The sequence below is a fragment of the Streptomyces sp. NPDC030021 genome (genome assembly GCF_055574035.1).
Genome location: NZ_JBVIAH010000002.1, coordinates 514,878 through 541,719 on the forward strand (window position 1 = coordinate 514,878; position 26,842 = coordinate 541,719).

The 26,842-nt window shown below is 71.2% G+C and carries 24 protein-coding genes; 11 read left to right on the forward strand and 13 right to left on the reverse strand.

The features are described 5' to 3' along the window. Positions 1 to 8: 8 nt before the first annotated feature. Positions 9 to 980 (reverse strand): metal ABC transporter substrate-binding protein, encoded by a 972-nt coding sequence (locus ACZ4YL_RS05430; protein ID WP_468113906.1) that lies wholly within the window; start codon positions 978 to 980, stop codon positions 9 to 11. Positions 981 to 1,135: 155 nt separating this feature from the next. Between ACZ4YL_RS05430 and ACZ4YL_RS05435 the strand changes: the two genes are divergently transcribed. Further along, entirely contained in the window at positions 1,136 to 2,518 is a 1,383-nt protein-coding gene (locus ACZ4YL_RS05435) for a glycine--tRNA ligase (protein WP_314244875.1), read from the forward strand. A gap of 79 nt (positions 2,519 to 2,597) precedes the next feature. Here ACZ4YL_RS05435 and ACZ4YL_RS05440 read toward each other — a convergent pair whose 3' ends face one another. The 4 genes from ACZ4YL_RS05440 to ACZ4YL_RS05455 form a co-directional block, all read right to left on the reverse strand. Further along, the gene (locus tag ACZ4YL_RS05440; RefSeq protein ID WP_468113908.1) at positions 2,598 to 3,311 is read right to left on the reverse strand and encodes a VC0807 family protein; all 714 of its coding nucleotides are present in this window, start codon (positions 3,309 to 3,311) and stop codon (positions 2,598 to 2,600) included. A gap of 149 nt (positions 3,312 to 3,460) precedes the next feature. Further along, positions 3,461 to 4,054, reverse strand: a complete 594-nt coding sequence (locus ACZ4YL_RS05445; RefSeq protein WP_030008968.1) for a TetR/AcrR family transcriptional regulator — start codon at positions 4,052 to 4,054, stop codon at positions 3,461 to 3,463. 21 nt (positions 4,055 to 4,075) lie between these two features. Then, entirely contained in the window at positions 4,076 to 5,134 is a 1,059-nt protein-coding gene (locus tag ACZ4YL_RS05450; protein WP_468113909.1) for an aldo/keto reductase, read from the reverse strand. 54 nt (positions 5,135 to 5,188) lie between these two features. After that, on the reverse strand, positions 5,189 to 5,533 hold the full coding sequence (locus ACZ4YL_RS05455) for a DoxX family protein (protein ID WP_468113911.1): 345 nt from the start codon (positions 5,531 to 5,533) through the stop codon (positions 5,189 to 5,191). A 91-nt stretch (positions 5,534 to 5,624) separates the two neighbouring features. Between ACZ4YL_RS05455 and ACZ4YL_RS05460 the strand changes: the two genes are divergently transcribed. Next, positions 5,625 to 6,080 (forward strand): MarR family winged helix-turn-helix transcriptional regulator, encoded by a 456-nt coding sequence (locus ACZ4YL_RS05460; protein WP_351149453.1) that lies wholly within the window; start codon positions 5,625 to 5,627, stop codon positions 6,078 to 6,080. Positions 6,081 to 6,098: 18 nt separating this feature from the next. Here the strand turns inward: ACZ4YL_RS05460 and ACZ4YL_RS05465 are convergent, their stop codons facing one another. Then, positions 6,099 to 7,550 (reverse strand): MFS transporter, encoded by a 1,452-nt coding sequence (locus ACZ4YL_RS05465; protein ID WP_468113913.1) that lies wholly within the window; start codon positions 7,548 to 7,550, stop codon positions 6,099 to 6,101. A gap of 33 nt (positions 7,551 to 7,583) precedes the next feature. On the opposite strand from ACZ4YL_RS05465, the gene dusB reads away from it, so the two are divergent. The 3 genes from dusB to ACZ4YL_RS05480 all read left to right on the forward strand — a co-directional run bounded on the left by dusB (position 7,584) and on the right by ACZ4YL_RS05480 (position 13,200). Continuing rightward, positions 7,584 to 8,744, forward strand: a complete 1,161-nt coding sequence (gene dusB, locus ACZ4YL_RS05470; RefSeq protein ID WP_301374717.1) for a tRNA dihydrouridine synthase DusB — start codon at positions 7,584 to 7,586, stop codon at positions 8,742 to 8,744. Positions 8,745 to 9,108: 364 nt separating this feature from the next. Then, entirely contained in the window at positions 9,109 to 11,817 is a 2,709-nt protein-coding gene (gene ppdK, locus ACZ4YL_RS05475) for a pyruvate, phosphate dikinase (RefSeq protein WP_468113915.1), read from the forward strand. Positions 11,818 to 12,201: 384 nt separating this feature from the next. Then, on the forward strand, positions 12,202 to 13,200 hold the full coding sequence (locus ACZ4YL_RS05480) for an ArsR/SmtB family transcription factor (RefSeq protein ID WP_468113917.1): 999 nt from the start codon (positions 12,202 to 12,204) through the stop codon (positions 13,198 to 13,200). 175 nt (positions 13,201 to 13,375) lie between these two features. On the opposite strand, the gene ACZ4YL_RS05485 is transcribed toward ACZ4YL_RS05480, so the two are convergent. Beyond that, the gene (locus ACZ4YL_RS05485) at positions 13,376 to 14,536 is read right to left on the reverse strand and encodes an alkaline phosphatase PhoX (RefSeq protein WP_468113919.1); all 1,161 of its coding nucleotides are present in this window, start codon (positions 14,534 to 14,536) and stop codon (positions 13,376 to 13,378) included. 211 nt (positions 14,537 to 14,747) lie between these two features. Between ACZ4YL_RS05485 and ACZ4YL_RS05490 the strand changes: the two genes are divergently transcribed. Next, positions 14,748 to 15,212, forward strand: a complete 465-nt coding sequence (locus tag ACZ4YL_RS05490; RefSeq protein ID WP_468113920.1) for a group III truncated hemoglobin — start codon at positions 14,748 to 14,750, stop codon at positions 15,210 to 15,212. A gap of 139 nt (positions 15,213 to 15,351) precedes the next feature. Further along, positions 15,352 to 15,759 (forward strand): VOC family protein, encoded by a 408-nt coding sequence (locus tag ACZ4YL_RS05495; RefSeq protein WP_468113922.1) that lies wholly within the window; start codon positions 15,352 to 15,354, stop codon positions 15,757 to 15,759. Positions 15,760 to 15,777: 18 nt separating this feature from the next. Here ACZ4YL_RS05495 and nirD read toward each other — a convergent pair whose 3' ends face one another. Genes nirD through ACZ4YL_RS05510 form a run of 3 tightly spaced genes read right to left on the reverse strand, consistent with a single transcriptional unit; the run spans position 15,778 to position 20,025 of the window. Further along, a complete protein-coding gene (gene nirD / locus ACZ4YL_RS05500; protein WP_351149440.1) occupies positions 15,778 to 16,110 on the reverse strand; it encodes a nitrite reductase small subunit NirD in 333 nt (110 codons plus the stop codon). Then, the gene (nirB, locus tag ACZ4YL_RS05505) at positions 16,107 to 18,632 is read right to left on the reverse strand and encodes a nitrite reductase large subunit NirB (protein WP_468113924.1); all 2,526 of its coding nucleotides are present in this window, start codon (positions 18,630 to 18,632) and stop codon (positions 16,107 to 16,109) included. Before nirB ends, nirD begins: the two co-directional genes overlap by 4 nt. 1 nt (position 18,633) lies before the next feature. Beyond that, positions 18,634 to 20,025 (reverse strand): NAD(P)/FAD-dependent oxidoreductase, encoded by a 1,392-nt coding sequence (locus tag ACZ4YL_RS05510; RefSeq protein ID WP_468113926.1) that lies wholly within the window; start codon positions 20,023 to 20,025, stop codon positions 18,634 to 18,636. A 157-nt stretch (positions 20,026 to 20,182) separates the two neighbouring features. Between ACZ4YL_RS05510 and ACZ4YL_RS05515 the strand changes: the two genes are divergently transcribed. From ACZ4YL_RS05515 to ACZ4YL_RS05525, 3 genes are read left to right on the forward strand one after another with little or no spacing between them, the layout of a single operon-like run. Continuing rightward, complete coding sequence (locus ACZ4YL_RS05515; protein WP_468113928.1) at positions 20,183 to 21,478, forward strand: ferredoxin reductase family protein; 1,296 nt, start codon at positions 20,183 to 20,185, stop codon at positions 21,476 to 21,478. 52 nt (positions 21,479 to 21,530) lie between these two features. After that, positions 21,531 to 21,815, forward strand: coding sequence for a hypothetical protein (locus tag ACZ4YL_RS05520; RefSeq protein WP_468113930.1), 285 nt, complete (start codon positions 21,531 to 21,533; stop codon positions 21,813 to 21,815). Positions 21,816 to 21,851: 36 nt separating this feature from the next. Further along, positions 21,852 to 22,628: a sulfite exporter TauE/SafE family protein gene (locus ACZ4YL_RS05525; protein ID WP_468113932.1), complete on the forward strand. Its 777-nt coding sequence runs from the start codon at positions 21,852 to 21,854 to the stop codon at positions 22,626 to 22,628. Positions 22,629 to 22,753: 125 nt separating this feature from the next. On the opposite strand, the gene ACZ4YL_RS05530 is transcribed toward ACZ4YL_RS05525, so the two are convergent. Both ACZ4YL_RS05530 and ACZ4YL_RS05535 read right to left on the reverse strand, forming a co-directional pair. Next, on the reverse strand, positions 22,754 to 23,482 hold the full coding sequence (locus tag ACZ4YL_RS05530; RefSeq protein ID WP_468113934.1) for a class F sortase: 729 nt from the start codon (positions 23,480 to 23,482) through the stop codon (positions 22,754 to 22,756). A gap of 129 nt (positions 23,483 to 23,611) precedes the next feature. Then, on the reverse strand, positions 23,612 to 24,154 hold the full coding sequence (locus tag ACZ4YL_RS05535) for a hypothetical protein (protein WP_468113936.1): 543 nt from the start codon (positions 24,152 to 24,154) through the stop codon (positions 23,612 to 23,614). 282 nt (positions 24,155 to 24,436) lie between these two features. Here ACZ4YL_RS05535 and ACZ4YL_RS05540 point away from each other — a divergent pair, with 282 nt between their 5' ends. Beyond that, positions 24,437 to 24,883, forward strand: a complete 447-nt coding sequence (locus tag ACZ4YL_RS05540; RefSeq protein WP_468113938.1) for a gamma-glutamylcyclotransferase family protein — start codon at positions 24,437 to 24,439, stop codon at positions 24,881 to 24,883. A 7-nt stretch (positions 24,884 to 24,890) separates the two neighbouring features. Here the strand turns inward: ACZ4YL_RS05540 and dnaG are convergent, their stop codons facing one another. Beyond that, positions 24,891 to 26,816 carry a DNA primase gene (gene dnaG, locus ACZ4YL_RS05545; RefSeq protein ID WP_468113940.1) on the reverse strand — a complete coding sequence of 642 codons (1,926 nt, stop codon included), beginning with the start codon at positions 26,814 to 26,816 and terminating at the stop codon, positions 24,891 to 24,893. Positions 26,817 to 26,842 lie beyond the last annotated feature (26 nt).

Consider the following 26,842-nt stretch of genomic DNA (forward strand, 5'->3'; position numbering starts at 1 on the left):
GCTGTCATCTACTTGGCTCCGAGCGCCTTCTGGAGGTTCTTCAGGTTGGACCGCATGACCTCGAAGTAGTCAGCGCCCTGGGACGTGCCGGTGATTCCTTCGAGCGGGTCCAGGACATCGGTCGTCAGGCCGGTGTCCGTCGCGAGGGTCTTGGCCGTCTTGTCGCTGGCCAGGGTCTCGAAGAACACGGTGGAGACATTGTCCTTCTTCGCGACGGTCTGAAGATCCTTCATCCGGGCCGGGCTCGGCTCGGACTCGGGGTCGACGCCGGAGATGCCCTCCTGGTCGAGGCCGTAGCGCTCGGCGAGGTAGCCGAAGGCGGAGTGGGTGGTGATGAAGGTCCTGGAGGCGGTGTTCTTCAGGCCGTCCTTGAACTCCGTGTCCAGCGCGGTCAGTTTGCCGACGAGCTCGTCGGTGTTCTGCTTGTAGTCCGCAGCGTGGCCGGGGTCGGCCTTCTCCAGGGCGGCGCCGACGCCCTTGGCGATCTCCGCGTACTTGACGGGGTCGAGCCAGACGTGCGGGTCCTTGCCGCCCTCTCCGTGGCTGTGGTCGTGGCCCTCGCCCTCGGCGTGGGCCTCTTCGGCGCCGTGGTCGTGGCCGGAGCCGTGGACCTCCAGCTCGGTGAGGGTCGCGGCGTCGACGATGTTCTTCACGCCGGACTGGGCCACGGCCTTGTCGACGGCGGGCTGCAGGCTCTTGAGGTAGAGGACCACGTCGGCCTCGCCGAGCTGCGCGGTCTGCTTGGGGGTGATCTCCAGGTCGTGCGGTTCGACGCCGGGCTTGGTCAGGCCGTCGACCTTCACGTGGTCCTTGCCGATCTGCTCGGCCAGGAACTGCAGCGGGTAGAACGAAGCCGTCACGCCGACCTTGCCGTCCTTGCTGCCGGTGGCGCCGGCTCCGGAGCAGGCGGTCAGGGCCGTGGCGCCGAGGGCGACGGCGCCGGCGAGGGCGGCGGTGGGTATGAGGCGTCGTACGTTCATGACATCCATTTTCATCAAAGATGGAAACGATTGTCAAAAACCCAGGTGGGAGGCCTGGGCGGGCGGGCGTGGAAGGGGAACCGATTTGAAAGGGGGGGTGCGGGCGCCGGTAATCTAAAGACTTCGCCGTTCGTCCTCGTAATGAAGAGAGCACCGTGGCCGCCGACAAGATCGAAACCATCGTCAGCCTGAGCAAGCGCCGTGGCTTCGTTTTCCCGTGCAGTGACATCTACGGCGGCTCCAAGGCCGCCTGGGACTACGGTCCGCTCGGTGTCGAGCTCAAGGAGAACATCAAGCGCCAGTGGTGGAAGGCCATGGTCACCGGGCGCGAGGACATCGTCGGCCTCGACTCTTCCGTGATCCTGGCCCCCGAGGTCTGGGTGGCCTCCGGCCACGTCGCCACTTTCTCGGACCCGCTGACCGAGTGCACCTCCTGCCACAAGCGCCACCGCGCGGACCACCTTGAAGAGGCGTACGAGGCCAAGCACGGCCGTCTGCCCGCCAATGGTCTCGCCGACATCAACTGCCCCAACTGTGGTGTGAAGGGCCAGTTCACCGAGCCGAAGCAGTTCTCCGGCATGCTGGAGACCCACCTCGGTCCGACCCAGGACACCGGCTCGAAGGCGTACCTGCGCCCCGAGACCGCCCAGGGCATCTTCACCAACTTCGCCCACGTGCAGACCACCTCGCGCAAGAAGCCCCCGTTCGGCATCGCGCAGATGGGCAAGTCCTTCCGCAACGAGATCACTCCGGGCAACTTCATCTTCCGCACGCGCGAGTTCGAGCAGATGGAGATGGAGTTCTTCGTCAAGCCGGGCGAGGACGAGCAGTGGCAGGAGTACTGGATGCAGGAGCGGTGGAACTGGTACCGCGACCTCGGCATCCGCGAGGAGAACATCCGCTGGTACGACCACCCGAAGGAGAAGCTGTCCCACTACTCGAAGCGCACCGCCGACATCGAGTACCGCTTCAACTTCGGCGGCAACGAGTTCTCCGAGCTGGAGGGCGTCGCCAACCGCACCGACTTCGACCTGAAGGCGCACTCCGCGGCCTCCGGCCAGGAGCTCGTCTACTTCGACCAGGAGACGAAGGAGAAGTACACCCCGTACGTCATCGAGCCGGCGGCCGGTGTGAACCGCGCGATGCTCGCCTTCATGCTCGACGCGTTCAACGAGGACGAGGCCCCCAACGCCAAGGGCGTCATGGAGAAGCGCACCGTGATGCGCTTCGACCCGCGCCTGGCCCCGGTCAAGGTCGCCGTCCTGCCGCTGTCCCGTAACGCGCAGCTGTCGCCGAAGGCCAAGGGCCTCGCCGCCGACCTGCGCAAGTTCTGGAACATCGAGTTCGACGACGCGGGCGCCATCGGCCGCCGCTACCGCCGCCAGGACGAGATCGGTACGCCGTTCTGCGTCACCGTCGACTTCGACACCCTGGACGACAACGCGGTGACCGTGCGCGAGCGCGACACCATGAAGCAGGAGCGCGTCTCCCTGGACCAGATCCAGACCTACCTCGGCAGCCGCCTGCTCGGCTGCTAGGTCCTGCCGCACGAAGACCGGTGGCCCGGTGCGCTCGCAGCGCACCGGGCCACCGGTCTTTTCGCGGGGCGGGCCCGGATCAGGAGGCCGCTGCCGCCTGGGCCGCCGCTTCGGCCGCGCGGCGCTCGCCCTCGGCCTGGGACCGTTTCCCGTACAGGGCCGTCCATACGCCGAGTGCGGCCAGCACTGCGTAGATCATGATCGGGCTGAGCACCACCATGGTCTTGGTGTCCAGCGTGTAGGCGAGGAAGACGCGGACGAGCGCCTCGGCGACGTACGTGACGCCCCACACCAGCGTCATCCGGTTCAGGGTGGTGCGGAAGCCCTCGTACTGCCACAGGCCGTTCCACCAGGCGGTGCTCTCCGGGGTGCCGTCGGTGGCGAACTTGCGGCTGAAGTAGAACATCAGCGGGCGCGGCGCGAGCAGCGTCCCCAGACAGAGCAGCCCGAAGAGCCCGGTGACCCCCGAGTCCTTGATGAGCAGGGCGCGGGCCGAGTGCGCGCCGACGAGCGAGACGACAGCCGTGATCACCAGGAACACCAGGGTGACGACGGCGAACTCGTCGAGCTTGCGCCGCCAGGCCAGGCTGATGACGCTTTCGAGCACCGGCCAGGCACTGCTGAGCATCAGCGCGGAGAACTCGCTCCAGCCGTGGTCCTTGGTGAGCGCGTTGTACGTGATGATCGGCGCGACCACGTTGAGCCCGATGGTCAGGATCCAGCCGAGGGCGGCGGCGCCGCCCGAGCGCTTCGGAGGAGCCGGTCGCGCGTCGTGAGTTGCCGGAGTGGACAAGGTTCCCCCTGGAGCGTGCCTGATGAAGTGCGGTAGGAGGACCGTAAGGACATTGACGGGACGCGAACAACCAAAACGCGGCCAAAAGGATCATCAGGTTGTCCGGACTGACTGATTCCGGACGGATTCCGGCTGGTGGCGGCCCCGCGTCAGGCGCGCAGGCCCCGGATCACGAGGGCGGTGACCGCCTCGAACTCGGTGATGATCGTCGGTGAGAGCCAGTCGGCCGCGTACTGCGGGTCGTGGAAGCGGCCGGTGGCGTCGAACACCGCGCGGGCCGCCGCCGGCACATCGTCGGCGGCGAGCGAGCCCGCTGCGACGCCCTCGGCGATGATCCGGCCCAGCTGGTCGATCAGCTCGGTCAGGTGCGCGTCCACCACACCGCTGTTCTCGGCGAGCAGCACGGTGTAGGTGGCGAACAGTTCCGGGTCGTCGCCCGCCTTGTGGCGCTTGGCCTCGAAGAGGGCCTCCAGCCATGCCTCCAGCTTGGAGGGGGCGCTCCCGGTGGGGGCCGAGGCGATCTCCTCCAGCATGACCACGCTCCTGGCGAGCCAGCGGTCCGTGACGGCCTCGCGCAGCGCCGCCTTCGACGGGAAGTGCCGGTACACGCTGCCGTGGCTGACGCCCAGGGCGCGGGCCACGTCCACCACGGTCGCCTTGGTGGGACCGAAGCGGCGCAGCACCTCCTCGGTGGTCGCGAGGATGCGCTCGGGAGTCAGGGGCTCGGCAGCAGCGGGAGGCATGGGTACGACCGTACCGTCAGCTCAGTGCTCACTGTCGAGGTGGGCCATCTGGGCCGCCGGGTACCGCTCGCCGGCCGCGGCGCCCGCAGGGACGGCCTCTTCGACGGCGGCCAGGTCGGCGGCGTCGAGGGAGACGTTCATGGCACCCAGTGCCTCGGCGAGCCGGTCCCGGCGCCGGGCGCCCACCAGCGGCACGATGTCGACCCCGTGCCGCGGCCCCTGCGCGAGCACCCAGGCGATCGCGGTCTGGGCGACGCTCACACCGTTGCCCTCGGCCACCTTGCGCAGCGCCTCCACCAGGTCGAGGTTCCGGTTGAGGTTGTCGCCCTGGAAGCGGGGGCTCATGCCGCGGAAGTCGCCCGGGGCCAGTGCGCGGTCGCGGGTGAAGTGGCCGCTGATCAGGCCGCGGGACAGCACCCCGTACGCCGTGATTCCTATGCCGAGCTCGCGGGCGGTCGGCAGGATCTCGGCCTCGATGCCGCGGGAGATCAGCGAGTACTCGATCTGGAGGTCGGAGATCGGGGCCACGGCGGCGGCCCGGCGCAGGGTGTCCGCGCCGACCTCCGAGAGGCCGATGTGGCGCACGTGCCCGGCCTCGACCGCCTCGGCGATGGCCCCGACGGTCTCCTCGATCGGCACGTCCGGGTCCACGCGCGCGATCCGGTAGATGTCGATGTGGTCCCGGCCGAGCCGCTGGAGCGAGTAGGCCAGGAAGTTCTTGACGGCCTCCGGCCGGCCGTCGTAGCCGGTGAAGCCGCCCTCGACCGTGCGCAGCGCGCCGAACTTGACGCTGGTCAGCGCCCGCTCGCGGGCCTCGGCGGGCGCCGTGCGCAGGGCCTCGTTGATCAGCAGTTCGTTGTGCCCCATGCCGTAGAAGTCGCCGGTGTCCAGCAGTGTGTGCGTGCCGCCGGGTGTGTCGTCCAGATAGGCGTGGATGGTCGCGATGGACTCGGCGCGGTCCGCCTCCCCGTAGAGGGCCGACATCCCCATGCAGCCCAGCCCCAGCGGGAAGACGGTGGGGCCGGTGCTGCCGAGAGTGCGGCGGTCGGCGGTCACGTAGGTGCTCTCGTTCTTCGTCATGGAACGAGAATGACATGACGAGTGACAGATTTCAATATCTGTCACTCGTCAGGGTCAGGCGAGGATCCGCAGCGCCAGGGCGGCCGCCGAGACCAGGGTCAGTACGGCCGCCGGCGCCAGCTCGTAGTCCTTGACCCGGAGGTGGCTGATGACCGCGCCGATGAAGTAGAGGGTCACGCCGACGGCCGCGGCCACGCCGAGCGGAGTCACCCACAGGCCGGCCACCAGGCCGATCGCGCCCGCGGCCTTGAGCGTGGCCAGGCGCGGCAGCCACGAGTCCGGGACCTGGACCTTCTGCATGCTCGCCACGATCTGGTCGTTGCGCTGGAGGGTGAAGGTGGCCGAGGCGGTGAGGGCGAGGGCGAGCAGGACGCCGACGACGGCGTAGGCGATGAACATGAAGATCTCCAACGGTCGGTGATGTAAAACCATTGAATAGCATCAACGATATCTCCAATGCAACCATTTCTCGGTTGCTACGATGTGGACCATGACGGCAGATCAGGACGGACCGCACCCTCCCCAGCGGCTGGGCCTGCTGCTGGCCTGGCACGGATCGGTCACCCAGACGCGGATGAAGCGGGCACTCGGCGCGGCCGGGCTCACCCCGCGGCACGCGATGACGCTGATGCACCTGGAGGGCGGCCCCATGAGCCAGCGGGCGCTCGCCGAGCGGCTGGAGGTGGACCCGAGCGTGCTCGTCGGGATCCTGAACGACCTGGAGGGCGAGGGCCTGGCCGAACGCCGCCGGGACCCGGCAGACCGCCGCCGCCACAACGTGGCCATCACCGACGCCGGGGAAGCGGCCCTCCACAAGACGAACACCGCCCTCGACGAGGTCGAGAGCGGCATCTTCGCGGGCCTGTCGGCCGCGGAGCGCGACCTCCTGCGCGGCCTCCTCGACCGGGTCAACACCTCGGCCGAGGACTTCAACTGCGGCGAGTAGCCGCCCGGAAGAGACGCCTCAGCGGCGCGGCGAACCCGTCGTCGTCGCCGTGGTGCCGACCGCGTCCTCCAGGGTGCGGGCGGTCCGTTCCGCCGTCGCGCGGGCCCAGGTGCCGCTGGTCGCCGCGCCCACGACCAGGACGAGCAGCCCGCAGACCGTGATGATCCACCAGGCCGGCTGGGCCGCCGCCGAGAAGTCCGCGCCGTTCGCCAGCCCGGCCGCCAGCACCGAGCCGATCACCGCGACGCCCAGGGTGCCGCCGGTCTGCCGGCTGGTGGAGGCGATGGCGGCCGCGACCCCGGCCTGGGAACGCGGCATCCCGGACACCGCCGTATTGGTGATCGGCGCGTTCACCATGCCGAAGCCGAGCCCGAACAGCATGTACCCGGTGAACAGCAGCGGGTTGGACGTCTCGGCCTCGAACAGGGCGAACAGCAGCCCGCTCGCCACCATCGACGCCCCCGCGATCAGCAGGCAGATCCGCGGCCCGCGGCTGCCCACCAGCCGCCCGGCCAGCGGGGCGAACAGGACGGTGAGACCGGCCATCGGCAGCATGTAGAGCCCGGCGTGCAGGGCGCTGAGCCCCCGCACGTCCTGGAGGTACAGCGTGTTCAGGAAGAGGAAGCCGGCGAGCCCGGCGAAGGCGCTGATCGCGATCACGGTCGAGCCGCTGAAGGGCGCGCTCCGGAAGAACCGGAGATCGATCAGCGGCTCCTTGCAGCGGGGCTCGTGGATCAGCAGCCCCAGGAACGAGGCGACGGCCACCACCGCGCACCCCACGATCAGCGGCGAGCGCCAGCCGGCGGCCGGCGCCTCGATGATCCCGTACGTCAGACTGCCCAGCAGGGCGATGACCAGCACCTGCCCCAGCGGGTCCGCGCGGCGCGGCCGGGCCGCGCGGGACTCGGGGATGTGCCGCAGGGTCAGCGCGAACGCCGCCAGCCCGATCGGCAGGTTGATCAGGAAGATCGAGCGCCAGCCCACGGAGTCCACCAGCACCCCGCCGATCAGGGGCCCCGCCGCCATGGAGATGCCCCCGACCGCCCCCCACACACCGATGGCCCGGGCCCGCTCGGCGGGATCGGTGAAGGTGTTGGTGATGATCGACATCGCCACCGGGTTGAGCATCGCGCCGCCCACCGCCTGCACCATCCGGAAGACGATGAGCCAGTTGAGGCTGGGGGCGAGCGAGCAGAGCAGGGAGCCGCCGGTGAAGGCCACCAGACCGGCCACGAACACCTTCCGGCGCCCGATCCGGTCGGCCGTGGAGCCCGCGAGCATCAGCAGCGAGGCCAGCACGAGGGTGTAGGCGTCGATGCTCCACTGCAGCCCCGCGACCGAGGCGTCCAGGTCACGGCGCATCGAGGGCAGGGCGACGTTGAGCACGGTGTTGTCGAGGCTGACGATCAGCAGGCTCATGCAGCAGATCGCGAGGACGAGCATGCGCTGCCGGGGACTCGGCTCGATCATGCGCCGATGCTACGTCCCCCGCACCCCCTCGGCATGCGGGACAATGGGCGGATGACCACGCTCCCTCCGCCCCTCGCGATCGGCCCGCACACCGTGCAGCCCCCGGTGGTGCTCGCACCCATGGCCGGCATCACCAATGCCCCGTTCCGTACCCTCTGCCGGGAGTTCTCGGGCGGCAAGGGGCTGTTCGTGAGCGAGATGATCACGACCCGCGCCCTGGTCGAGCGCAACGAGAAGACCATGCAGCTGATCCACTTCGACGAGACCGAGAAGCCTCGCTCGATTCAGCTGTACGGGGTGGACCCGGCCACGGTCGGCAAGGCGGTCCGCATGATCGTCGAAGAGGACCGCGCCGACCACATCGACCTCAATTTCGGCTGCCCGGTCCCCAAGGTGACCCGCAAGGGCGGCGGCTCGGCCCTCCCCTACAAGCGGAACCTGCTGCGCGCGATCCTGCGCGAGGCCGTCGCGGGCGCCGGCGACCTGCCGGTCACCATGAAGATGCGCAAGGGCATCAACGACGACCACCTCACCTACCTCGACGCCGGCCGGATCGCCGTCGAGGAGGGGGTCACCGCGATAGCCCTGCACGGCCGGACCACCGCCCAGCACTACGGCGGCACCGCCGACTGGGACGCCATCGCGCGGCTCAAGGAGCACGTGCCGGAGATCCCGGTGCTCGGCAACGGCGACATCTGGTGCGCCGAGGACGCGCTGCGCATGGTCCGCGAGACCGGCTGCGACGGCGTGGTCGTGGGACGCGGCTGCCTGGGGCGGCCGTGGCTGTTCAACGACCTGGTGGCGGCCTTCGAGGGGCGCCCCGAGGACTTCCACAAGCCCACCCTGCGCGAGGTGGCGACCACCATGCACCGCCACGCGCAGCTGCTGGGGGAGTGGATCGGCGACGAGGCGCGCGGGGTGATCGACTTCCGTAAGCACGTGGCCTGGTACCTCAAGGGCTTCTCGGTGGGTTCCGAGATGCGCAAGAAGCTCGCGGTCACCTCTTCCCTGGCCGAGCTGGACGCTCATCTGAGCGAGCTCGATCTGGATCAAGCATGGCCGGAGAGCGCGGACGGACCTCGCGGTCGGACGTCCGGAAACAACCGAGTTGTCCTGCCGGACGGCTGGCTGAAGGACCCGTACGACTGCGCGGGTGTGAGCGAGGACGCTGAACTGGACACCTCGGGAGGCTGACAAATCGCCCTCCGTGGTGCGTGATATACGCCACGCATGGGAAGGGTTTCGCTCAGATGAGCACAGAAGTCACGGGTAAGACTTTCAAAGGGTGGCACTGGGTGCCACCGTTTGTGCGTTCAAGACTTGAATGCAAATGTATCGATGATCGCTCATCCGAGCGTGATCAGGCCTCAGGAGCCCCCTCACCCTTCGGGATGTGAAGGCTCTTCGTACTTTCTGATTACCCATGAGTTACTTTCGATCTGCTGGCGCACGGGTGGTTACAGCCGTATGACGACCAAGTGGACGTACCCAGAAGCCTTCGATCTGGGTATGTTCCTGGCCGTCAGGGCAGCCACCGAGCCTCGAGGAGTCGAGACCCGTGTCGGAAAACAAAGATCAGAAGTTCGTCTACGACTTCACCGAGGGCAACCGCGACCTCAAGGACCTTCTCGGCGGCAAGGGAGCCAACCTCGCCGAGATGACCAACCTGGGTCTGCCGGTCCCTCCCGGCTTCACCATCACCACCGAGGCCTGCAAGGTCTACCTCGAGAGCGGTACGGCCCCGGCCGCGCTGCGCGAAGAGGTCAGCGCCCACCTTGCCGCCCTCGAGGCGAAGATGGGCAAGAAGCTCGGACAGTCGGACGACCCGCTGCTGGTCTCCGTGCGCTCCGGTGCGAAGTTCTCGATGCCCGGCATGATGGACACCGTCCTGAACATCGGCCTCTCCGACGAGTCCGTGACCGGCCTTGCCTCCCAGGCCGGTAACGAGCGCTTCGCGTGGGACTCGTACCGCCGCCTCATCCAGATGTTCGGCAAGACTGTGCTGGACGTCGACGGCGAGCTCTTCGAGGAAGCCCTCGACGAGGCCAAGGCCGCCAAGAAGGTCACCGTCGACACCGACCTCGACGCCGCCGACCTGAAGAAGCTGGTCACCCGCTTCAAGAAGATCGTCGCCAAGCAGGCCGGCCGCGAGTTCCCGCAGGACGCCCGCGAGCAGCTCGACCTCGCCGTCGAGGCCGTCTTCAACTCGTGGAACACCGACCGCGCCAAGCTCTACCGCCGCCAGGAGCGCATCCCGAGCGACCTGGGCACCGCGGTCAACATCTGCTCCATGGTCTTCGGCAACCTCGGCCCCGACTCCGGCACCGGCGTCGCCTTCACCCGCGACCCCGCCAGCGGCCACGCGGGCGTCTACGGCGACTACCTGCAGAACGCCCAGGGCGAGGATGTCGTCGCGGGTATCCGCAACACCGTGCCCCTCGCGGACCTGGAGGCCATCGACAAGGCCTCGTACGACCAGCTCATGACGATCATGACGACGCTGGAGACCCACTACAAGGATCTCTGCGACATCGAGTTCACCATCGAGCGCGGCCAGCTGTGGATGCTCCAGACCCGCGTCGGCAAGCGCACCGCCGGTGCCGCCTTCCGCATCGCCACCCAGCTCGTCGACCAGGGCCTGATCGACGAGGCCGAGGCCCTCCAGCGCGTCAGCGGCCACCAGCTGGCCCAGCTGATGTTCCCGCGCTTCGACGAGGGCGCCAAGACCACCCTGCTCGGCCGCGGCATCGCCGCCTCCCCGGGCGCGGCGGTCGGCAAGGCCGTCTTCGACTCGTACACGGCCGTCAAGTGGTCCCGCTCTGGCGAGAAGGTCATCCTGATCCGCCGCGAGACCAACCCGGACGACCTGGACGGCATGATCGCCTCCGAGGGCATCCTGACCTCGCGCGGCGGCAAGACCTCGCATGCCGCCGTCGTCGCCCGCGGCATGGGCAAGACCTGTGTCTGCGGCGCCGAGGAGCTCGACGTCGACACCAAGCGCCGCCGCATGACGGTCGGCGACACGGTCATCGAAGAGGGCGACGTCGTCTCCATCGACGGCTCCACCGGCAAGGTCTACCTCGGTGAGGTACCCGTCGTACCGTCCCCGGTCGTCGAGTACTTCGAGGGCCGCATGCACGCCGGCGCCGACGACGCCGACGAGCTCGTCGCCGCCGTGCACCGGATCATGGCCTACGCGGACCGCGTCCGCCGCCTGCGGGTGCGCGCCAACGCCGACAACGCCGAGGACGCGCTGCGTGCCCGCCGCTTCGGCGCCCAGGGCATCGGCCTGTGCCGCACCGAGCACATGTTCCTCGGCGAGCGCCGTGAACTCGTGGAGCGACTGATCCTCGCGGACACCGACGAAGAGCGCGAGGCGGCACTCAGTGCCCTCCTGCCGCTGCAGAAGAAGGACTTCGTCGAGCTGTTCGAGGCGATGGACGGCCTGCCCGTCACCGTCCGCCTCCTGGACCCGCCGCTGCACGAGTTCCTGCCCGACATCACCGAGCTGTCGGTCCGCGTCGCCCTCGCCGAGTCCCGCAAGGACGCCAACGAGAACGACCTGCGCCTGCTCCAGGCCGTGCACAAGCTGCACGAGCAGAACCCGATGCTGGGTCTGCGCGGTGTCCGTCTCGGCCTGGTCATCCCCGGCCTGTTCAAGATGCAGGTCCGGGCGATCGCCGAGGCCGCCGCCGAGCGCAAGAACGCCAAGGGCGACCCGCGTGCCGAGATCATGGTCCCGCTCGTCGGCACCGTCCAGGAGCTGGAGATCGTCCGCGACGAGGCCGTCCAGGTCATCGCCGAGGTCGAGGCCGCCACCGGCACCAACCTCAAGCTGAGCATCGGCACGATGATCGAGCTGCCTCGCGCCGCCCTGACGGCCGCCCAGATCGCCGAGGCCGCGCAGTTCTTCTCCTTCGGCACGAACGACCTGACCCAGACGGTGTGGGGCTTCTCCCGCGACGACGTCGAGGCCAGCTTCTTCACCGCCTACCTGGAGAAGGGCATCTTCGGGGTCTCGCCCTTCGAGACCATCGACAAGGACGGCGTCGGCTCCCTCGTGCGCCACGCGGTCAAGCAGGGCCGGGCCACCCGCCCCGACCTCAAGCTCGGCGTCTGCGGCGAGCACGGTGGCGACCCCGAGTCGGTCCACTTCTTCCACGAGGTCGGCCTCGACTACGTCTCCTGCTCGCCCTTCCGGATTCCGGTGGCGCGCCTGGAGGCCGGCCGTGCCGCCGCCGAGGCGAAGGGCAGCGACAGCCGCTGACCCCTGGCCCGCCAAGGGCCCCATAGACCGCGCCTGTCCCCGGGTTCCCTGACTGCCCGGGGGCGGGCGCGCCTATTTTTGTTGTTCAACAAGTCTTTACGCCAGCAGGCGGTGGACGGATCCCCACCCGTCCACCGCCGCTGTCATTCTGCCGGGCACGTCGGCGCTTCCCGGTGCGACCGACCGCCAGGCCCCGCAAAGCCCCCCACGGCCTTCGCGGAGCGTTTCGGTCGCACCGGAGTGTGCCCGGCGGAGTACAGGATTTCGGTTGTCACGCCCCCGCCGAAAGGGGTTTCAACTGTGGCCGAAAGGGCGTGGTGACAACGTGTGACGGCATGCATACTCATGGAGCGGGGGGATTGCGGTTGCACAGGTGGGGGTTCGGTGCTGCGTATCCATTTCACTGGAGTGGACCTGGCACGCGTACGGATGGCAGGGCGTCCCGATGCGTTGTGGGAAACGATTCTGAGCTTTCACCGCTTAAGAGACCGGCGTGATGCCCGGTTGTTCGGTGAATGGCGTACGGAAACCCGGAGCAGGTTGAATAGTGAAACACGCACGCTCGGTATGCTCATACCGAGTCGCGGTTATTTCCCCGATTTTTTGACCCCTGTGGAGGGGCAGTACGGGTGGGACGTGGGCCTCGACGCGCTGCGCGGGATCCGTCCCGAGCGCATGCGGCGCGAGCTGCAGCTGCTGGCCGCCGGTGCGCCGATGACGCCGCGGCTGCGGGAGTTCATGGACGGCGGTGACAAGCAGCTGCCGCGGCTCATGGGCGAGCTCCGCGCGTACCACCGGGCCGCCGTGGAGCCGTACTGGACGCATATCCAGGCCCAGATCGAGGCCGAGCGCGCCGCGCGCGGCCGGGCCCTGCTGGACGGCGGCGCGGACGAGCTGCTGGACTCCCTGCCGCCCATGCTGCGCTGGCGGGCCCCGGTGCTGGAGTGCGACTACCCCGTGGACCGTGACGTACGGCTGCGGGGGCGCGGGCTGCTGCTCCAGCCGTCCTTCTTCTGCCGGCGCACTGCGGTGACCCTGCACGATCCGGAGCTGCCGCCCGTGCTGGTCTACCCGGCCGCGGCGCAGCTGGCCTCGGCGCCGACCGGGGGTGAGGCGGCGCGGCCCGTGGAGGAGCAGCGCCAGCGCACCCTGGGCAAGCTGGTCGGGCACACCCGCTCGGTCGTGCTGCGGGCCATAGGGGACGGGGCGACCACCAGCGAGCTGGCCCGCCGGGCCGGGGTCTCGCTGGCCTCCGCGAGCCAGCACGCGTGCGTGATGCGGGAGGCGGGGCTGGTGACCACGCTGCGGCGGGGGAACGCGGTGCTGCACACCGTGACCCCGCTGGGGGCTGCGCTGCTGAAGGGTGGGGCCGTGGCCTCATGACGGTGGCCGCACCTCGGCGGGATGAACCCGTCGGGGTGCGGCCGGTCGTGCGGGCGCGGCGCCGTTGCGGGGGCGCTGCCCCCGGGCCCCCGCGCCTCAAACTCCCCCAGCTACCGCTGGGAGGTGCCCCCTGGCGGGGCTGGAAGAGCGGGGCTGGAGGGGAGCGCCGGTGGAGCTAGACGCGGAAGGGGCCCGTCACCTCGTAGGTGATGCCGCCGGACGAGCTGCCGCTCGTACCGCGCTGGCTGGAGAAGTAGAGGCGGTTGCCGGCGGGCGAGAAGGCCGGGCCGGTGATCTCGGAGGAGGACTGGCCGGTGATCCGCAGGAAGGGCGCCACCACGTCGTCCGGGGTGATCACGCAGATCTCCATGTTGCCGCCGTCCTCGGCGACGTACAGGTCGCCGTACGAGGACCCGGTGACGTTGTCGACACCGGTCAGCGGGGCCGCGCCGCCGGGCACGAGCGAGTCGTCGTAGGCCAGCTCGTACGTGCTGTTCGTGAGGTTCAGCTGCCAGACCCGGTTGTCGCCCTTGGTGGTGAACCAGACGGTGTCGTTGGCGTAGTGGCAGCCCTCGCCGCCGTTGAACTTCTTCGAGCCCGAGACCTGGCTGCGGGTCACGGTCGGCGAGCCGTCCGGGTCCGGGACGTTCTGCCAGGTGAAGGAGCCGGAGGTGGCGGTGCCGGCCTTCAGGACCTGGAGGGTGCCGGAGGAGAGGTTGCCCCAGGTGGCCGGGATGAAGCGGTAGAAGCAGCCGTTGGTCTCGTCCTCGGTCAGGTAGATCACCTGGCGCACCGGGTCGGCGGCCGCCGCCTCGTGCTTGAACCGGCCCATCGCAGGGCGCTGCACCGCCGCGTTCACCCCGTACGGGTCGGTCTCGTAGACGAAGCCGCGGTCGACCTCCTCGCAGGACAGCCAGGTGTTCCAGGGGGTCTTGCCGCCCGCGCAGTTCTGCCGGGTGCTGGACAGGATGCGGTAGGCGCCGGTGATGGTGCCGGAGGAGTTGAACTTGACGGCGCTCGCGCCGCCGGAGGGGTTGATCTCCGAGTTCGACACGTAGATCCAGCCCGAGCCGTCCGCGAAACAGGCACCGCCGTCGGGGGCGCTGTGCCAGCTGTACGAGGTGCCGCTGACGGTCTGGCCCGAGCGGGCGATGACCCGGCTGGTGAAGCCGCTGGGCAGCATGATGCCGTTGGCGTCGGCCGCGCCGAGCGCCCCGTAGGGTCCGGCACCCGGCTGGGCGGGGGCGGCGTAGGCGGCCCCGTGCATCAACGTGCCGCCGAAGGCGGCGGCCGACGAACCGATCACTGCGCCGCGCAGGAAGGTACGACGTTCCACGGTCACTCCTGTGGGAGGAAGGCCCCGCGGCCGGTCGGACGCGGGATCGCACGCGTCGAGGAACCTAGGAGGCGCCAGTTGCCGTGGCGCCAACTCCCCATGACGCACGAGCGACCGCTCGACGTGCAATACGCCGGACCGCGCCCCGGCGGGGCGCACCGCGGGACTTTCCGCCCGGGGGAGGCTCCCGGTGGGGGAGGATGGTGCAGCAATGGACCACTTCGCCGCCGCCGACATCTCAGGCCGTGCCGACCTCGACGCCGTGCTGCGCCGCTTCTACACGGCCGCCTTCGCCGACCCGCGGATCGGGCCCTTCTTCACCGAACTCGCGGGCACGGACCTGGAGTCCCACCTGCCCCGGATCACCGATTTCTGGGAGCGGGCCCTCTTCCGCACCGCCGGCTACCGGCGCGACGCCTTCGCCCCGCACGCCGCTCTGCACGCGGTGCGGGAGCTGACCGCAGCCGACTTCGGCCGCTGGGTCCAGCTGTGGAGGGCCGCGATCGACGGACTGCACCGCGGGCCGAACGCCGAGCGGGCCAAGGGGCAGGGGGAGCGGATCGCGCTGGCCCTCCACCAGCGCCTCGCCGGGCCCGGGGCCTCGCTCCAGGGCGAGGACGCGGCCGGCTTCATCCCGCTGGCGGTGCTGGAGCTGAGCCTCGTATCCATGGCCTGACCTGCGGCTTCGTAGGTCAGGCAAAAAATTCGAAGAAACTTCGCGGGGAGCGATGAGTTTCCCGGGGACCTGCGGTCTACCTCTCGAAAGCACCGGGCACCACGCACCGAGCACCGCACACGAGAGAAGAGAGACCTCGATGTCCGCCACCATGATCTTCGTCAACCTGCCGGTCAAGGACCTGGACGCCAGCAAGGCCTTCTGGAGCAAGCTGGGCTACTCCTTCAACGCCCAGTTCACCGACGAGAACTGCGCTTCGATGGTCATCAGCGACACCATCGTCGCGATGCTCCTGACCGAGGCCCGCTACAAGGACTTCACCCACAAGGAGATCGCGGACGCCACGAAGACGTCCGAGGTGCTGCTCTGTCTGAGCGCCGGGAGCCGCACCGCGGTCGACGAGCTGGTGGACGGGGCCCTGGCGGCCGGCGCCACCGAACCCCGCCCCGCCCAGGACCACGGCGTCATGTACGGCCGTGCCTTCGACGACCTCGACGGCCACACCTGGGAGATCATGTGGATGGACCCGTCGATGGTCCAGAGCTGACGACATCACCGCCTGCGGTCACGAGGTCGCGGCGGTCCGCACCGGGTAGGTCCGGACCACCGTCTCCTCGTCGTCCAGGCAGCGCCCCGACTCCAGGTCGAAGCGCTGCTTCAGCAGCGGGGAAGCCACGAAGGGCCGGCCCCCCGCCGTCCCCACCAGCCCGCGCGAGAGCACGTGCGCCCCGGTGAAGGGGTCCTGGTTGCCGATGGCGTACGGGCGCCCCGCGCGGTCGACGAACACCGCGGCCTGGCTCCCGTCGGGCAGCAGCGCCGCCACCCCGCGCCCGGGGATGAGCGAGGACAGCTCGCACACCGTCAGCCAGCCCTGCGCAACCTGCAGTTCCACGGTCATCGGACGGCTCCTCCTATGGTCAGGACGGCCAGGTCGGGCTTGACCTGGTCGCGCTCGGGGACGAACTTCACGGTCGGGTCGGGGGCGCCGGGCGCGTTGACGAAGGACACGAACCGGCCCAGCCGCTCCGGATCCTGGAGCGTCTCGGCCCATTCGTCCCGGTAGTGCGCCACGTGGTCGGCCATCAGGGCCTCCAGCTCCGCGCACAGCCCGAGCGAGTCGTGCACGACCACGTCCCGCAGGTGGGCCAGGCCCCCCTCCAGCCGCTCCAGCCAGGTGGAGGTCCGCTCCAGCCGGTCGGCGGTGCGGATGTAGAACATCAGGAACCGGTCGATCAGCCGGACCAGTTCCGCGTCCGACAGGTCCTGCGCCAGCAGGTCGGCGTGGCGCGGGGTGGCCCCGCCGTTGCCGCCCACGTACAGGTTCCAGCCACTCGCCGTCGCGATGACGCCGAAGTCCTTGCTCTGCGCCTCCGCGCACTCGCGGGCGCATCCGGAGACCGCCGACTTCAGCTTGTGCGGGGCGCGCAGCCCCCGGTAGCGAAGCTCCAGGTCGATGGCCATCCGGACGCTGTCCTGGACCCCGTAGCGGCACCAGGTCTGCCCCACGCAGGACTTCACCGTGCGCAGGGCCTTCCCGTACGCGTGCCCGGACTCGAACCCGGCGTCGACGAGCCGTGCCCAGATCCGCGGGAGCTGGTCCACGCTCGCCCCGAAGAGGTCGATCCGCTGGCCGCCGGTGATCTTCGTGTAGAGGCCGAAGTCGCGGGCCACCTCGCCGATCACGATCAGCTTGTCGGGGGTGATCTCACCGCCGGGGATGCGCGGGACGACCGAGTAGGAGCCGTTGCGCTGCATGTTCGCGAGGAAGTGGTCGTTGGTGTCCTGGAGGGCGGCCTGCTCCCCGTCCAGGACGTAGCCGCTCGCCCCGAGGGTCGGGGCGAGCGAGGCGATGATCGAGCCGACGGTCGGCTTGCAGACCTCGCAGCCGTCGCCGCCGCGGGCCTCCGGGCGGCCGTGGCCGTCGAGGATCTCCTCGTACGAGGTCAGCCGGCGGGTGCGGACGATCTCGTAGAGCTCGGCCCGGGTGAAGGGGAAGCAGCCGCACAGCCCCTTGTCGGTGGCGGCGGGCAGCAGCTGGCCGATCACCTTGACGCAGCTGCCGCAGCCGGTGCCCGCCTTGGTGCACTTCTTGACCTCGGCGAGGGTGGCGCAGGCGGCGATGGCCTTCTTGGTGACGTTGTGGCAGGAGCAGATCACGGCGTGGTCGGGGAGCGCGGACGGGCCGAGCGCGACCGGGGCGCCGACCCCGGCGGGCAGTACCAGCTGCTCGGGGGCCACGGGCGGGACGCTGCCGGTGAGCGGGCGCAGCAGCCCGTAGGAGTCCGCGTCGCCGACCAGCACGCCGCCGAGGAGGACCCCGTCGGGGGAGACGACCAGCTTCTTGTAGACCCCGGAGCGGGAGTCGGACCAGACGACGTCGAGGCTGTCCGGGGTGGCGCCGTGGGCGTCGCCGAAGGAGGCGACGTCCACGCCGAGGAGCTTGAGCTTGGTGGAGAGGTCGGCTCCGGTGAACTCCTTCTCGCGGCCCAGCAGATCGTCGGCGGCCGTCTCGGCCATCTCGTAGCCGGGGGCGACCAGTCCGTAGACCCGGCCGTCGACGGCGAGGGCGCACTCGCCGATGGCGTAGACGTGCGCGTCGGAGGTGCGGCAGCGGGCGTCGACCGCGATACCGCCGCGCTCGCCGACGTCCAGTCCGGCGTCGCGGGCCAGCTGGTCGCGGGGGCGGACGCCGGCGGAGAAGACGACGAGGTCGGTGTCGACGACGGAGCCGTCGGAGAGCCGCATTCCGCTGACGTGGCCGTCCTCGCCGGTCACCACCTCCTGGGTGCCGACGCCGGTGTGGACGGTCAGCCCCATGGACTCGATGGTGCGCAGCAGGGCCGCGCCGCCGCCCTCGTCGACCTGTACGGGCATCAGGCGCGGGGCGAACTCGACGATACGGGTGGCCAGGCCCAGCCCCTGGAGGGCGCCGGCGGCCTCCAGCCCGAGGAGACCGCCGCCGACGACCGCGCCGGAGCCGCGGCTCTTCGCGTACTCCTCGATCGCGAGCAGGTCCTCGATCGTGCGGTAGACGAAGCAGCCGGGGGCGTCCTTGCCCGGGACCGGCGGCACGAAGGGATAGCTGCCGGTGGCCAGCACCAGGACGTCGTACGGGAACACCTGCCCGGACCGGGAGGTGACGGTGCGGGCGGCCCGGTCGATGTGCTCGGCGGGGTCGTCGAGGTGGAGGGCGATGCCGTGCTCCTCCATGAACCCGGCGGGCGTCATGGACAGGTCCTCGGCGGTGCTGCCGGAGAAGTACGAGGTCAGGTGCACGCGGTCGTAGGCGGGCCGGGGCTCCTCGCAGAGCACGGTGATCCGGTGCGTGGCGGTGACCCCGCGCTCGGCGAGTGCTTCGAGGTAGCGCTGGCCGACCATGCCGTGCCCGATGAGCACGATCGTGGGCAGGGGCTCGGTCATCTCAGTGGCCTCCGTCGTCGGTGAGCAGGTGGAACAGGTCGTGCGGTGATTCCTCGCCCTCCCAGGTGCGGGCGAGGGCCCCCACGGTGGAGAGCTCGCCGAGCAGCACGCCGCCGACGAGGCGGTCGCCCCGCAGGACGACCTTGCGGTAGGTGCGGCGGGTGGCGTCGGCGAGGCGGACCACGTCGTCGCCGGGGAGGGGGGTGGTCTCGCCGAAGGCGGCGAGATCGAGGGAGCGGTCCCCGTCGGTGGTGAGGGTGAGCCGGGTGAGGGCGCGGGTGCCGGTGTACTGCGTGGGCTCGCCGGTGAGGAGCGCGGCCAGGGCGTCGGCCTGCTCCAGGGCGGCGCCCGCGAGGCCGTACACCTGGCCGGCGTGCTCGGCGCAGTCGCCGATGGCGTGGATGCGGGGGTCGCCGGTGCGGAGGTGGTCGTCGACGACGATGCCCTTGCGGACCTCCAGTCCGGCGGCCAGGGCGAGGCCCGTGCGGGGGCGTACGCCGCAGGCGAGCACGACGGCATCGGCGTCGAGCCGGTAGCCGTCGGCGAGCTCGACCCCGGTGACCTTGCGATGACCCTGCGCGGCGCCGCTGCTGGGGCTCCGCCCCAGACCCCGCTCCTCAAACGCCGCAGGGGCTGGATTTTGCGCGGCCTCGCCTGCCTGGCGCGGCTGGATTGCCGGTAGGGCAACTTCAGCCTCGCCGGCGTTTGAGACGCGGGGGTCAGGGCGCAGAGCCCCCGGCAGCGGCGCCGCAGATGTGATCAGGCCACGGACGCGGCATTCCGTGTGGATCTCCACGCCGAGTGAGGTCAGGTGCGCGTGCAGCAGGGCGGAGGCGTCCGCGTCCAGCTGGCGCTCCATCAGCCGCTCGCCCTGCTGGGCCAGGACGACCTGCGCCCCCCGCGCGGCCAGCGCACGGGCCGCCGAGACGCCCAGCAGGCCCCCGCCGATCACCACCACGCGGACCCCGGGCCGCACGGCCGCCGAGAGCGCCAGGCAGTCGTCCATCGTGCGGAAGGCGTGCACCCCGTCCGGGAGGTCCCGCCCCTCGGGTTCGAACAGCCCGCGCAGCGGCGGGAGCACCGCGTTCGAACCCGTGGCCAGTACCAGCGTGTCGTACCGGGCCACCGTGCCGTCGTCGCAGCGCACGGCCCGCTCCGCGCGGTCCACGCGCACCGCCCGGACCCCTCGCCGCAGCACCGGGCCGGGCGCCGGGAGGGCCGTCACCTCCGGGGCGTACCGGCCCGCGAGGACCTCGGCGAGCAGGACCCGGTTGTACGGCACGTGGGTTTCCTCGCCGAGGACGGTCACCGCCGCGGCCGGGCCGAGCCGCTGCGCGAGCCGCAGGCCCGCGAGGCCGCCGCCGATCACCACCACACGCTGTTCCGAGGTCATGCCACGAGCGTGCGCGGCCGCTGTTTCCCCGCGGCATCGCCTCTGTTACCCGGACGGAACGCCGACCTCAGCGCCCGGGTTAAGGGCCGGTGAGGCCTTCCTCAAGGCCGCCTTAAGGGTCATCAGGCCCGCCACCTGCGGCCTTAGCGTGATCCGTATGCGGAATGCGGTGGTGCGGGTGAGGGGCGGGATGCTGGCCGGTGCGGGGGTGGTGACCCTGCTCTGGGCGGCGCAGGTGCGGCCCTCGGCCCGGCCCGACGCGCTGTTCGCCACCGCCGCGCACCTGTCCGGCCTGCTCGCCGGGTACGGGGTGCTGGTGCTGCTGTTCCTGATGGCCCGGGTACCCGCCGTCGAGCACGGGGTCGGCGCCGACCGGCTCGCCCGCTGGCACGCGTTCGGCGGCCGGTACGTCCTGCTGCTCGTCTTCGGGCACGGGCTCTTCGCCCTGCTCGGATACGCCGTGCACGAGGGAATCGACGTGGTCTCCGCCGTCCGGCAGCTGCTCGGTTACCCCGCGCTCGCCGCCGCCGCGGCCGGGACCGTCCTCCTGGCCGCGGTCGGCGTGACCTCCGCCCGGGCGGTACGCCGACGGGTGCCGCACGAAACCTGGCGCGGGGTGCACCTGCTGGTCTACCTCGCCGCCGCCCTCGCCTTCGGGCACCAGCCCGCCGGGCCCGATCTGGCCGCGGCTGCCTGGTTCTGGGCGCTCGCCCACACCGTGGTCGCCGTCCTGCTGGTCTGGTACCGCGGCGTGGTTCCCATACGGCAGGCCCTGCGGCACGCGTTGCGGGTGGCGGACGTCCGGGTCGAGGGGCCCGGGGTGGTCTCCGTCGTCGTCTGCGGACAGCACCTCGCGGAACTGCATGCGGAGCCGGGCCAGTTCCTGCGCTGGCGGTTCCTCCAGCGGCGGCTGTGGCACACCGCCCTGCCGTTCTCGCTGTCCGCGCCCGTCCGCGGGAACGCCCTGCGGATCACCGTGAAGGGGCTCGGCGGCCACTCCCGCCGGATCCGCCGGCTGCGCCCCGGGACGCGGGTGCTGGCCACCGGGCCGTTCGGCGCGCTCACCGCCGCCCGGCGGACCCGGCCCAAGGTGCTGCTGATCGCGGGCGGGGTCGGGATCACCCCGATGCGGGCCCTGTTCGAGACGCTGCCCGGGGGCCCCGGGGACCTCACCCTGCTCTACCGGGCCGGGGCCGAGGAGCACCTCGTGCTGCGGGCCGAGCTGGAGGCCATCGCCGCCGAGCGGCAGGCCGGTCTGCACTATCTGCTCGGGCCGTCCGGAGCGGCCTACGACCCGCTGGCCCCGCAGGCGCTGGCCGCGCTGGTGCCGGACCTGGCCGAGCACGACGTGTACCTGTGCGGGCCGCCGGGGATGGCCGAGGCGACCCGGGGCGCGCTGCTGCGGGCCGGGGTGCCGGCCGGCCGTATCCATTCGGAGTGCTTCAGCTTCTGAGCCGCGCACCCCCTGCCCGCGTTTCCCGCGTTCCCCGAGGAGTCACCGCCCCATGCGTCACCCGCTGCACGTCGCCCTCTCCGTACCCGTCGGCGCCGAGGCTCCTGCGGCGGCCGTGGCCCGGCACCGCAAGCCGCGCCGCCCCTCGCCGGTACGGGCCGCGCTGGCCGCGCTGGCCTGCGTACCGCCCGCACGGCGGCTGGCGGCGGGGCTGGGGGCGGCCAGTGTGCTGGCCGCGACCGTGCTGACGGCGGCCGTGGACCCGGCGGCTCCGGTGGCCCCGGACCGCGCGCCGGCCCGCCAAAGCTCAACCTTTGCGCAAGTTTCCGGGGATTGATGGTCACTGCACCCAACTCCTCCATAGGGTCGAGCCGTGCCTGACATATCAACGACCATGATCATCGTCCTGTGCGTGGCCGCGGCTGCGGCCGGCTGGATCGACGCGGTGGTGGGCGGCGGCGGCCTGCTGCTCCTGCCCGCGCTCCTCCTCGGCCTGCCGAACGCCCACCCCGCCACCGTCCTCGGCACCAACAAGGCCGTGGCCATCGTCGGCACCGCCGGGGCGGCCGTGACGTACGCCCGCAAGGCCCCGGTGAACGTGAAGCTGGCCGTCCGCATCGGCCTGGCCGCGCTCGCCGGTTCGATGGGCGGTGCGGCGCTCGCGGGCGGCATCAGCAAGGACGCGCTCCGCCCGCTGATCATGGGGGTACTCGTGATCGTCGCGGGCGTCGTGATCTTCAAGCCGGGCTTCGGCACCGCCCCGTCGACCGCACCCGTCAGCCGGCAGCGGGTGCTGCTCGCCATCGGGCTCGCGGGCCTGGGCATCGGCTTCTACGACGGCCTCATCGGGCCCGGCACCGGCACCTTCCTGGTGCTCGCGCTCACGGCACTGCTCCACCTCGACCTGGTCACCGCCTCCGCCACCGCCAAGATCGTGAACTGCTGCACCAATGCCGGAGCGCTCGCGATGTTCGCCTACCAGGGCATGGTGCTGTGGCAGCTGGCCGCACTGATGGCGGTGTTCAACCTGGCCGGCGGCATGATCGGAGCCGGTATGGCGCTCAAGAAGGGCAGCGGCTTCGTCCGCGGCGTGCTGCTGACGGTGGTGGGCGCGCTGGTGCTCAAGCTCGGCTTCGAGCAGTGGGGATAGTGCGGACCGGCACCTGGGTCCTGTCGTCAAAGTAGCGTCGTCTGGGGGCACCTCCCGGCGGTGGCTGGGGGAGGGACTTTGACGACAGGACCTACTAGTGCTGTGACCGGCAAGGTCCACCGCAACTAGTACGTCCCGGTGAGGTGCGCGAAGACCACCACGTTGCCGCGGTAGCCCGTGCGCGGGGAGAAGCCGCCGCCGCAGGTGATCACCCGCAGCTCGGCGCGCGCCGAAGGCCCGTACACGCGGGCGTCGGGGAAGGCCTTGGCGTCGTACACCTCGACCGCGTGCACCGTGAACACCGCCGTACGGCCGTCCGCGCGCGGGATCTCGATGGAGGCCCCGCGGCGCAGCGCGCCCAGGTGGTAGAAGACCCCCGGCCCGGCCGCGTCGTCCACGTGCCCGGCGATGACGGCGGTGCCGGTGGCGCCCGGGGTGGTGCCGTCGCGGTACCAGCCGGCCAGGTCGCGCCGGTCCGGCGGCGGCACTTCGAGGCTGCCGCGCGGATCCAGCCCGAGCCCGGTCAGCGGGGCGTCGACCCGGATGGAGGGAATCCGGATCCGGGCCGGCGGGGAACCGGGGAGCGGGGCGATCCCGGGACCCACCACGCCGGCGGCGGTCAGTGACTCGGCGGAGGAGGGCAGCGGCGGTCCGACGGGCTCACGCGAACCGCTGGTCACGAGCCAGATGCCGACGCAGGCGGCGAGCGCGACCAGTCCGCCGTGGCGGGCGGTGGGGGTGCGGACGGCCCGGCCCGGCGTTGTCCCGGGGGGCGCTCCGGATCCGGGGCGGTCGCCGTCGGTGGGCCGGGGCTGGTGGCCGCGGCCCCGCGCGCCACCGAAATCGCCACCCATGCGTACCCCCTCGGCTTCCGTTTCGGGGTGACTGGCCGTCGCCCGGCCCCGCGAACGGGGGGACCTCGCGGGGCGGGCGACGGGGGACGGTACCGGTCGGACCGCGGCCGGAGCCGCGGTGGGCGTCCGTCAGCTCCGCGTGCCGCTCGCCCGGCGACGCAGGAGCCAGGTACCGCCGACGGCGGCAGCGGCCAGTACGGCCGCCCCCGCCGCGCTCTTGGCGGGGTCGGTGGTGGTGGTCGTGCCACCGCCCACCCCGGTGTTGACGTGGCCCTGAGGGCCGCGCTCGGTGACGATCAGGTTGCCGGTGGCGAACTTGCCGTTCGCGCAGGTCGCGCCGATGCCGTAGGTGCCGCCGCGGGTGCCGTGGGCGACTTGGAACTGCCCCACGACCACCTCCTTGTGGGTGCCCGGGACCAGCTTGAACCGGCCGCCGCCCACCGTGGTCGCATCGCCGTCCGCGTGGCTGCCGCTGCCGCAGGCCGTGGTGTTCACGGTGACGGTGGCGCCGGGGGCGGCGGACTTAGGCCATACCTCCAGCGGCGCGAAGTCCCCGGGTGCGAAGCCCACCACGCCGAGGTCCGCGGCGGCCACCGCCCCGGCGACCGGCCCGGTGAACGCGGCGGCGGTCAGCGCGGTCGCGGTCAGCAGGTGTGCGGTACGTCGGCGCATGGGGACTCTCCTGGAGACACGGGGTCGTGTTTCCGAGGAAACCCGGCCCGCCCGCCGCGCGCCTGCTGATGTCCCGTCAGGTATGCCTTCCCCTGGCCCACCTAAGGGTCATCTTTGCAGGTCAATGCGGGTGCTGCGGCCATCGGAGCGCCCCGCGCCGTCCGGGTGACTCCGGCTGCCGGGAGGTTGTGTAACAGCGGTGCGTACGGTGGTGTGGCGCGGGAAAGCCGGGACTTTCGGCCCGGCCCGCGCACCGCCGCGCCATACCCGAGGGAGGGCCCCGTGACATCGGTCGAACGGCTACCGGACCCGAGCGATCCGCTCCCGTTCTTCGTCTACGGGACCCTGCGCCCGGGCGAGGTCAACCACGACCTCTTCCTGCGCGGCCGCACGGCCTCGGAGGAACCGGCCGTCCTCCCGGACGCGGCGCTCTACGACGGGCCCGGATATCCGTACGCGGTCCACCGCCCCGGCACCGCGGTCGTCGGCGAGCTGATCACGGCGGCGCCGGGTGAGTACGGGAAGCTGCTCGCCGCGCTGGACCAGCTGGAGGAGTACCAGGGCCCGGGCCGCCCGGGGAACATCTACGACCGGATCGCCCGGCCGGCCCTGCGCCCCGACGGCACCACGGTCCGCGCCTGGGTCTATCTGGCGGCCCCGCTGATCGCCCGCGACCTACGCGAATCGGGCACCGAAATACCCGGCGGCGACTGGTTCGCCCGCCGCTGAACCGCGGCTAGAGACCCTCGGCGCCGCGGTTGCGCAGCCGCTGGCCGTACTGCTGGAGCACCCACAGCTCCTCCTGGACGGCCGCCAGTTGCTCCGGCGGAGCCTGCGGGCCCAGCCGCGACAGCGTGCCCTGGATCTCGTGGACCCGGCGGTCGACGGCGCGCAGCCGCACCTGGACCAGCTGGACCCCCGCGTAGATCTCGTCCACCGTCTTCGCGTGGATGGCCTCGACCGCCAGCTCCGTGACGAGCGCGCGCACGGTGTCGTTCGGGGCGGCCTCGCGGACGCGGGCCAGATAGTCCTCCGTGCCGAGCGAGGCACCGCCCGCGTCCAGGATCGCCTGGCGCACCGCCGCGTAGGGCGGGGCGGTGAACTCGTCCATCCCGTACGCGTCGAAGGCCGGGGAGACCAGGGCGGGCCGCTGGAGGGCGAGCTTCAGCAGCTCGCGCTCGGTGCGGTGGGCCGGGCTGCGCAGGTTCAGCGCGGGGCCCCCGGCCGGCTGCGCGGCGGGCGCGGGGACGTCGTCGTAGGACGGGCGGCCCCGCTGCGGCTTTCCGCCGGGCCGGCCGCCCTGCGGGCCTTCGCCCTGGCCGCGCTCGCGGGCCCAGCGCGCCAGCTGCGCGACCCGCTTGACCACGAACTGCTCGTCGCGGATGCCCAGCATGCCCGCCAGCTGGACCGCCGACTCGTGCTGGATCGCGATGTTCTTGATGTTGGCGACGACGGGCGCGGCCTCGTCCAGGGCGGCCGCCCGGCCCGCCGGGTTCTCCAGGTTGTGCCGGGCGACGATGTGCCGCAGCGCGAACTCGAACAGCGGCGTGCGGGCCTCCACCAGGCCGGACACGGCCGCGTCGCCCTGGGCCAGGCGCAGGTCGCAGGGGTCCATGCCGCCAGGGGCGATGGTGATCGAGGTCTCCGCGGCGAACTTCTGGTCGTCCTCGAAGGCCCGCAGGGCGGCCTTCTGGCCCGCCGCGTCGCCGTCGAAGGTGAAGATCACCTCGGCGGTGGCGTTGTCCATCAGCAGTCGGCGCAGGATCTTGATGTGGTCCCCGCCGAAGGCGGTGCCGCAGGTCGCGATCGCGGTGGTGACCCCGGCCATGTGGCAGGCCATCACGTCCGTGTAGCCCTCGACGACCACGGCCCGGGAGGTCTTCGCGATCTCCTTCTTCGCCAGGTCGATGCCGTACAGCACCTGGGACTTCTTGTAGATCGCGGTCTCGGGGGTGTTCAGGTACTTCGGGCCGTTGTCGTCGTCGCGCAGCTTGCGCGCGCCGAAGCCGACCACCTCGCCGCTGATGTCGCGGATCGGCCACATCAGCCGGCCGCGGAAGCGGTCGATCGGCTTGCCGCTGCGGCTGTCCTGGGCGAGCCCGGAGGTGATCAGCTCCTTGTCGCTGAAGCCCTTGCCGCGCAGGAAGCGGGTCAGGTGGTCCCACCCGGCCGGGCTGTAGCCCACGCTGAAGTGGGCGGCCGCGGCCTGGTCGAAGCCGCGCTCCGCCAGGAACTTGCGGCCGATCTCCGCCTCGGGGCTGCCCAGCTGGTCGACGTAGAACTGGGCGGCGGCCTTGTGCGCCTCGACCAGGCGGATGCGGTCACCGCGGCCGCTGGTGCCGGCGGTGTAGCCGCCCTCCTCGTACCGCAGGGTGATGCCGGCCAGGCCGGCCAGGCGCTCGACCGCCTCCGAGAAGGAGAGGTGGTCGATCTTCATGACGAAGTCGAGGGTGTCCCCGCCCGCCTGGCAGCCGAAGCAGTGGTAGAGCCCCTTGCTGGGGCTGACCTGGAAGGAAGGGGACTTCTCGTCGTGGAAGGGGCACAGGCCCTTGAGGTTGCCGCCGCCCGCGTTGCGCAGCTGGAGGTACTCGGAGACCACGGCGTCGATCGGGACCGCGTCCCGTACCGCCTTCACGTCGTCGTCGTTGATCCGTCCTGCCACCCGTGAAGTCTACGGCCGGGCGCCGG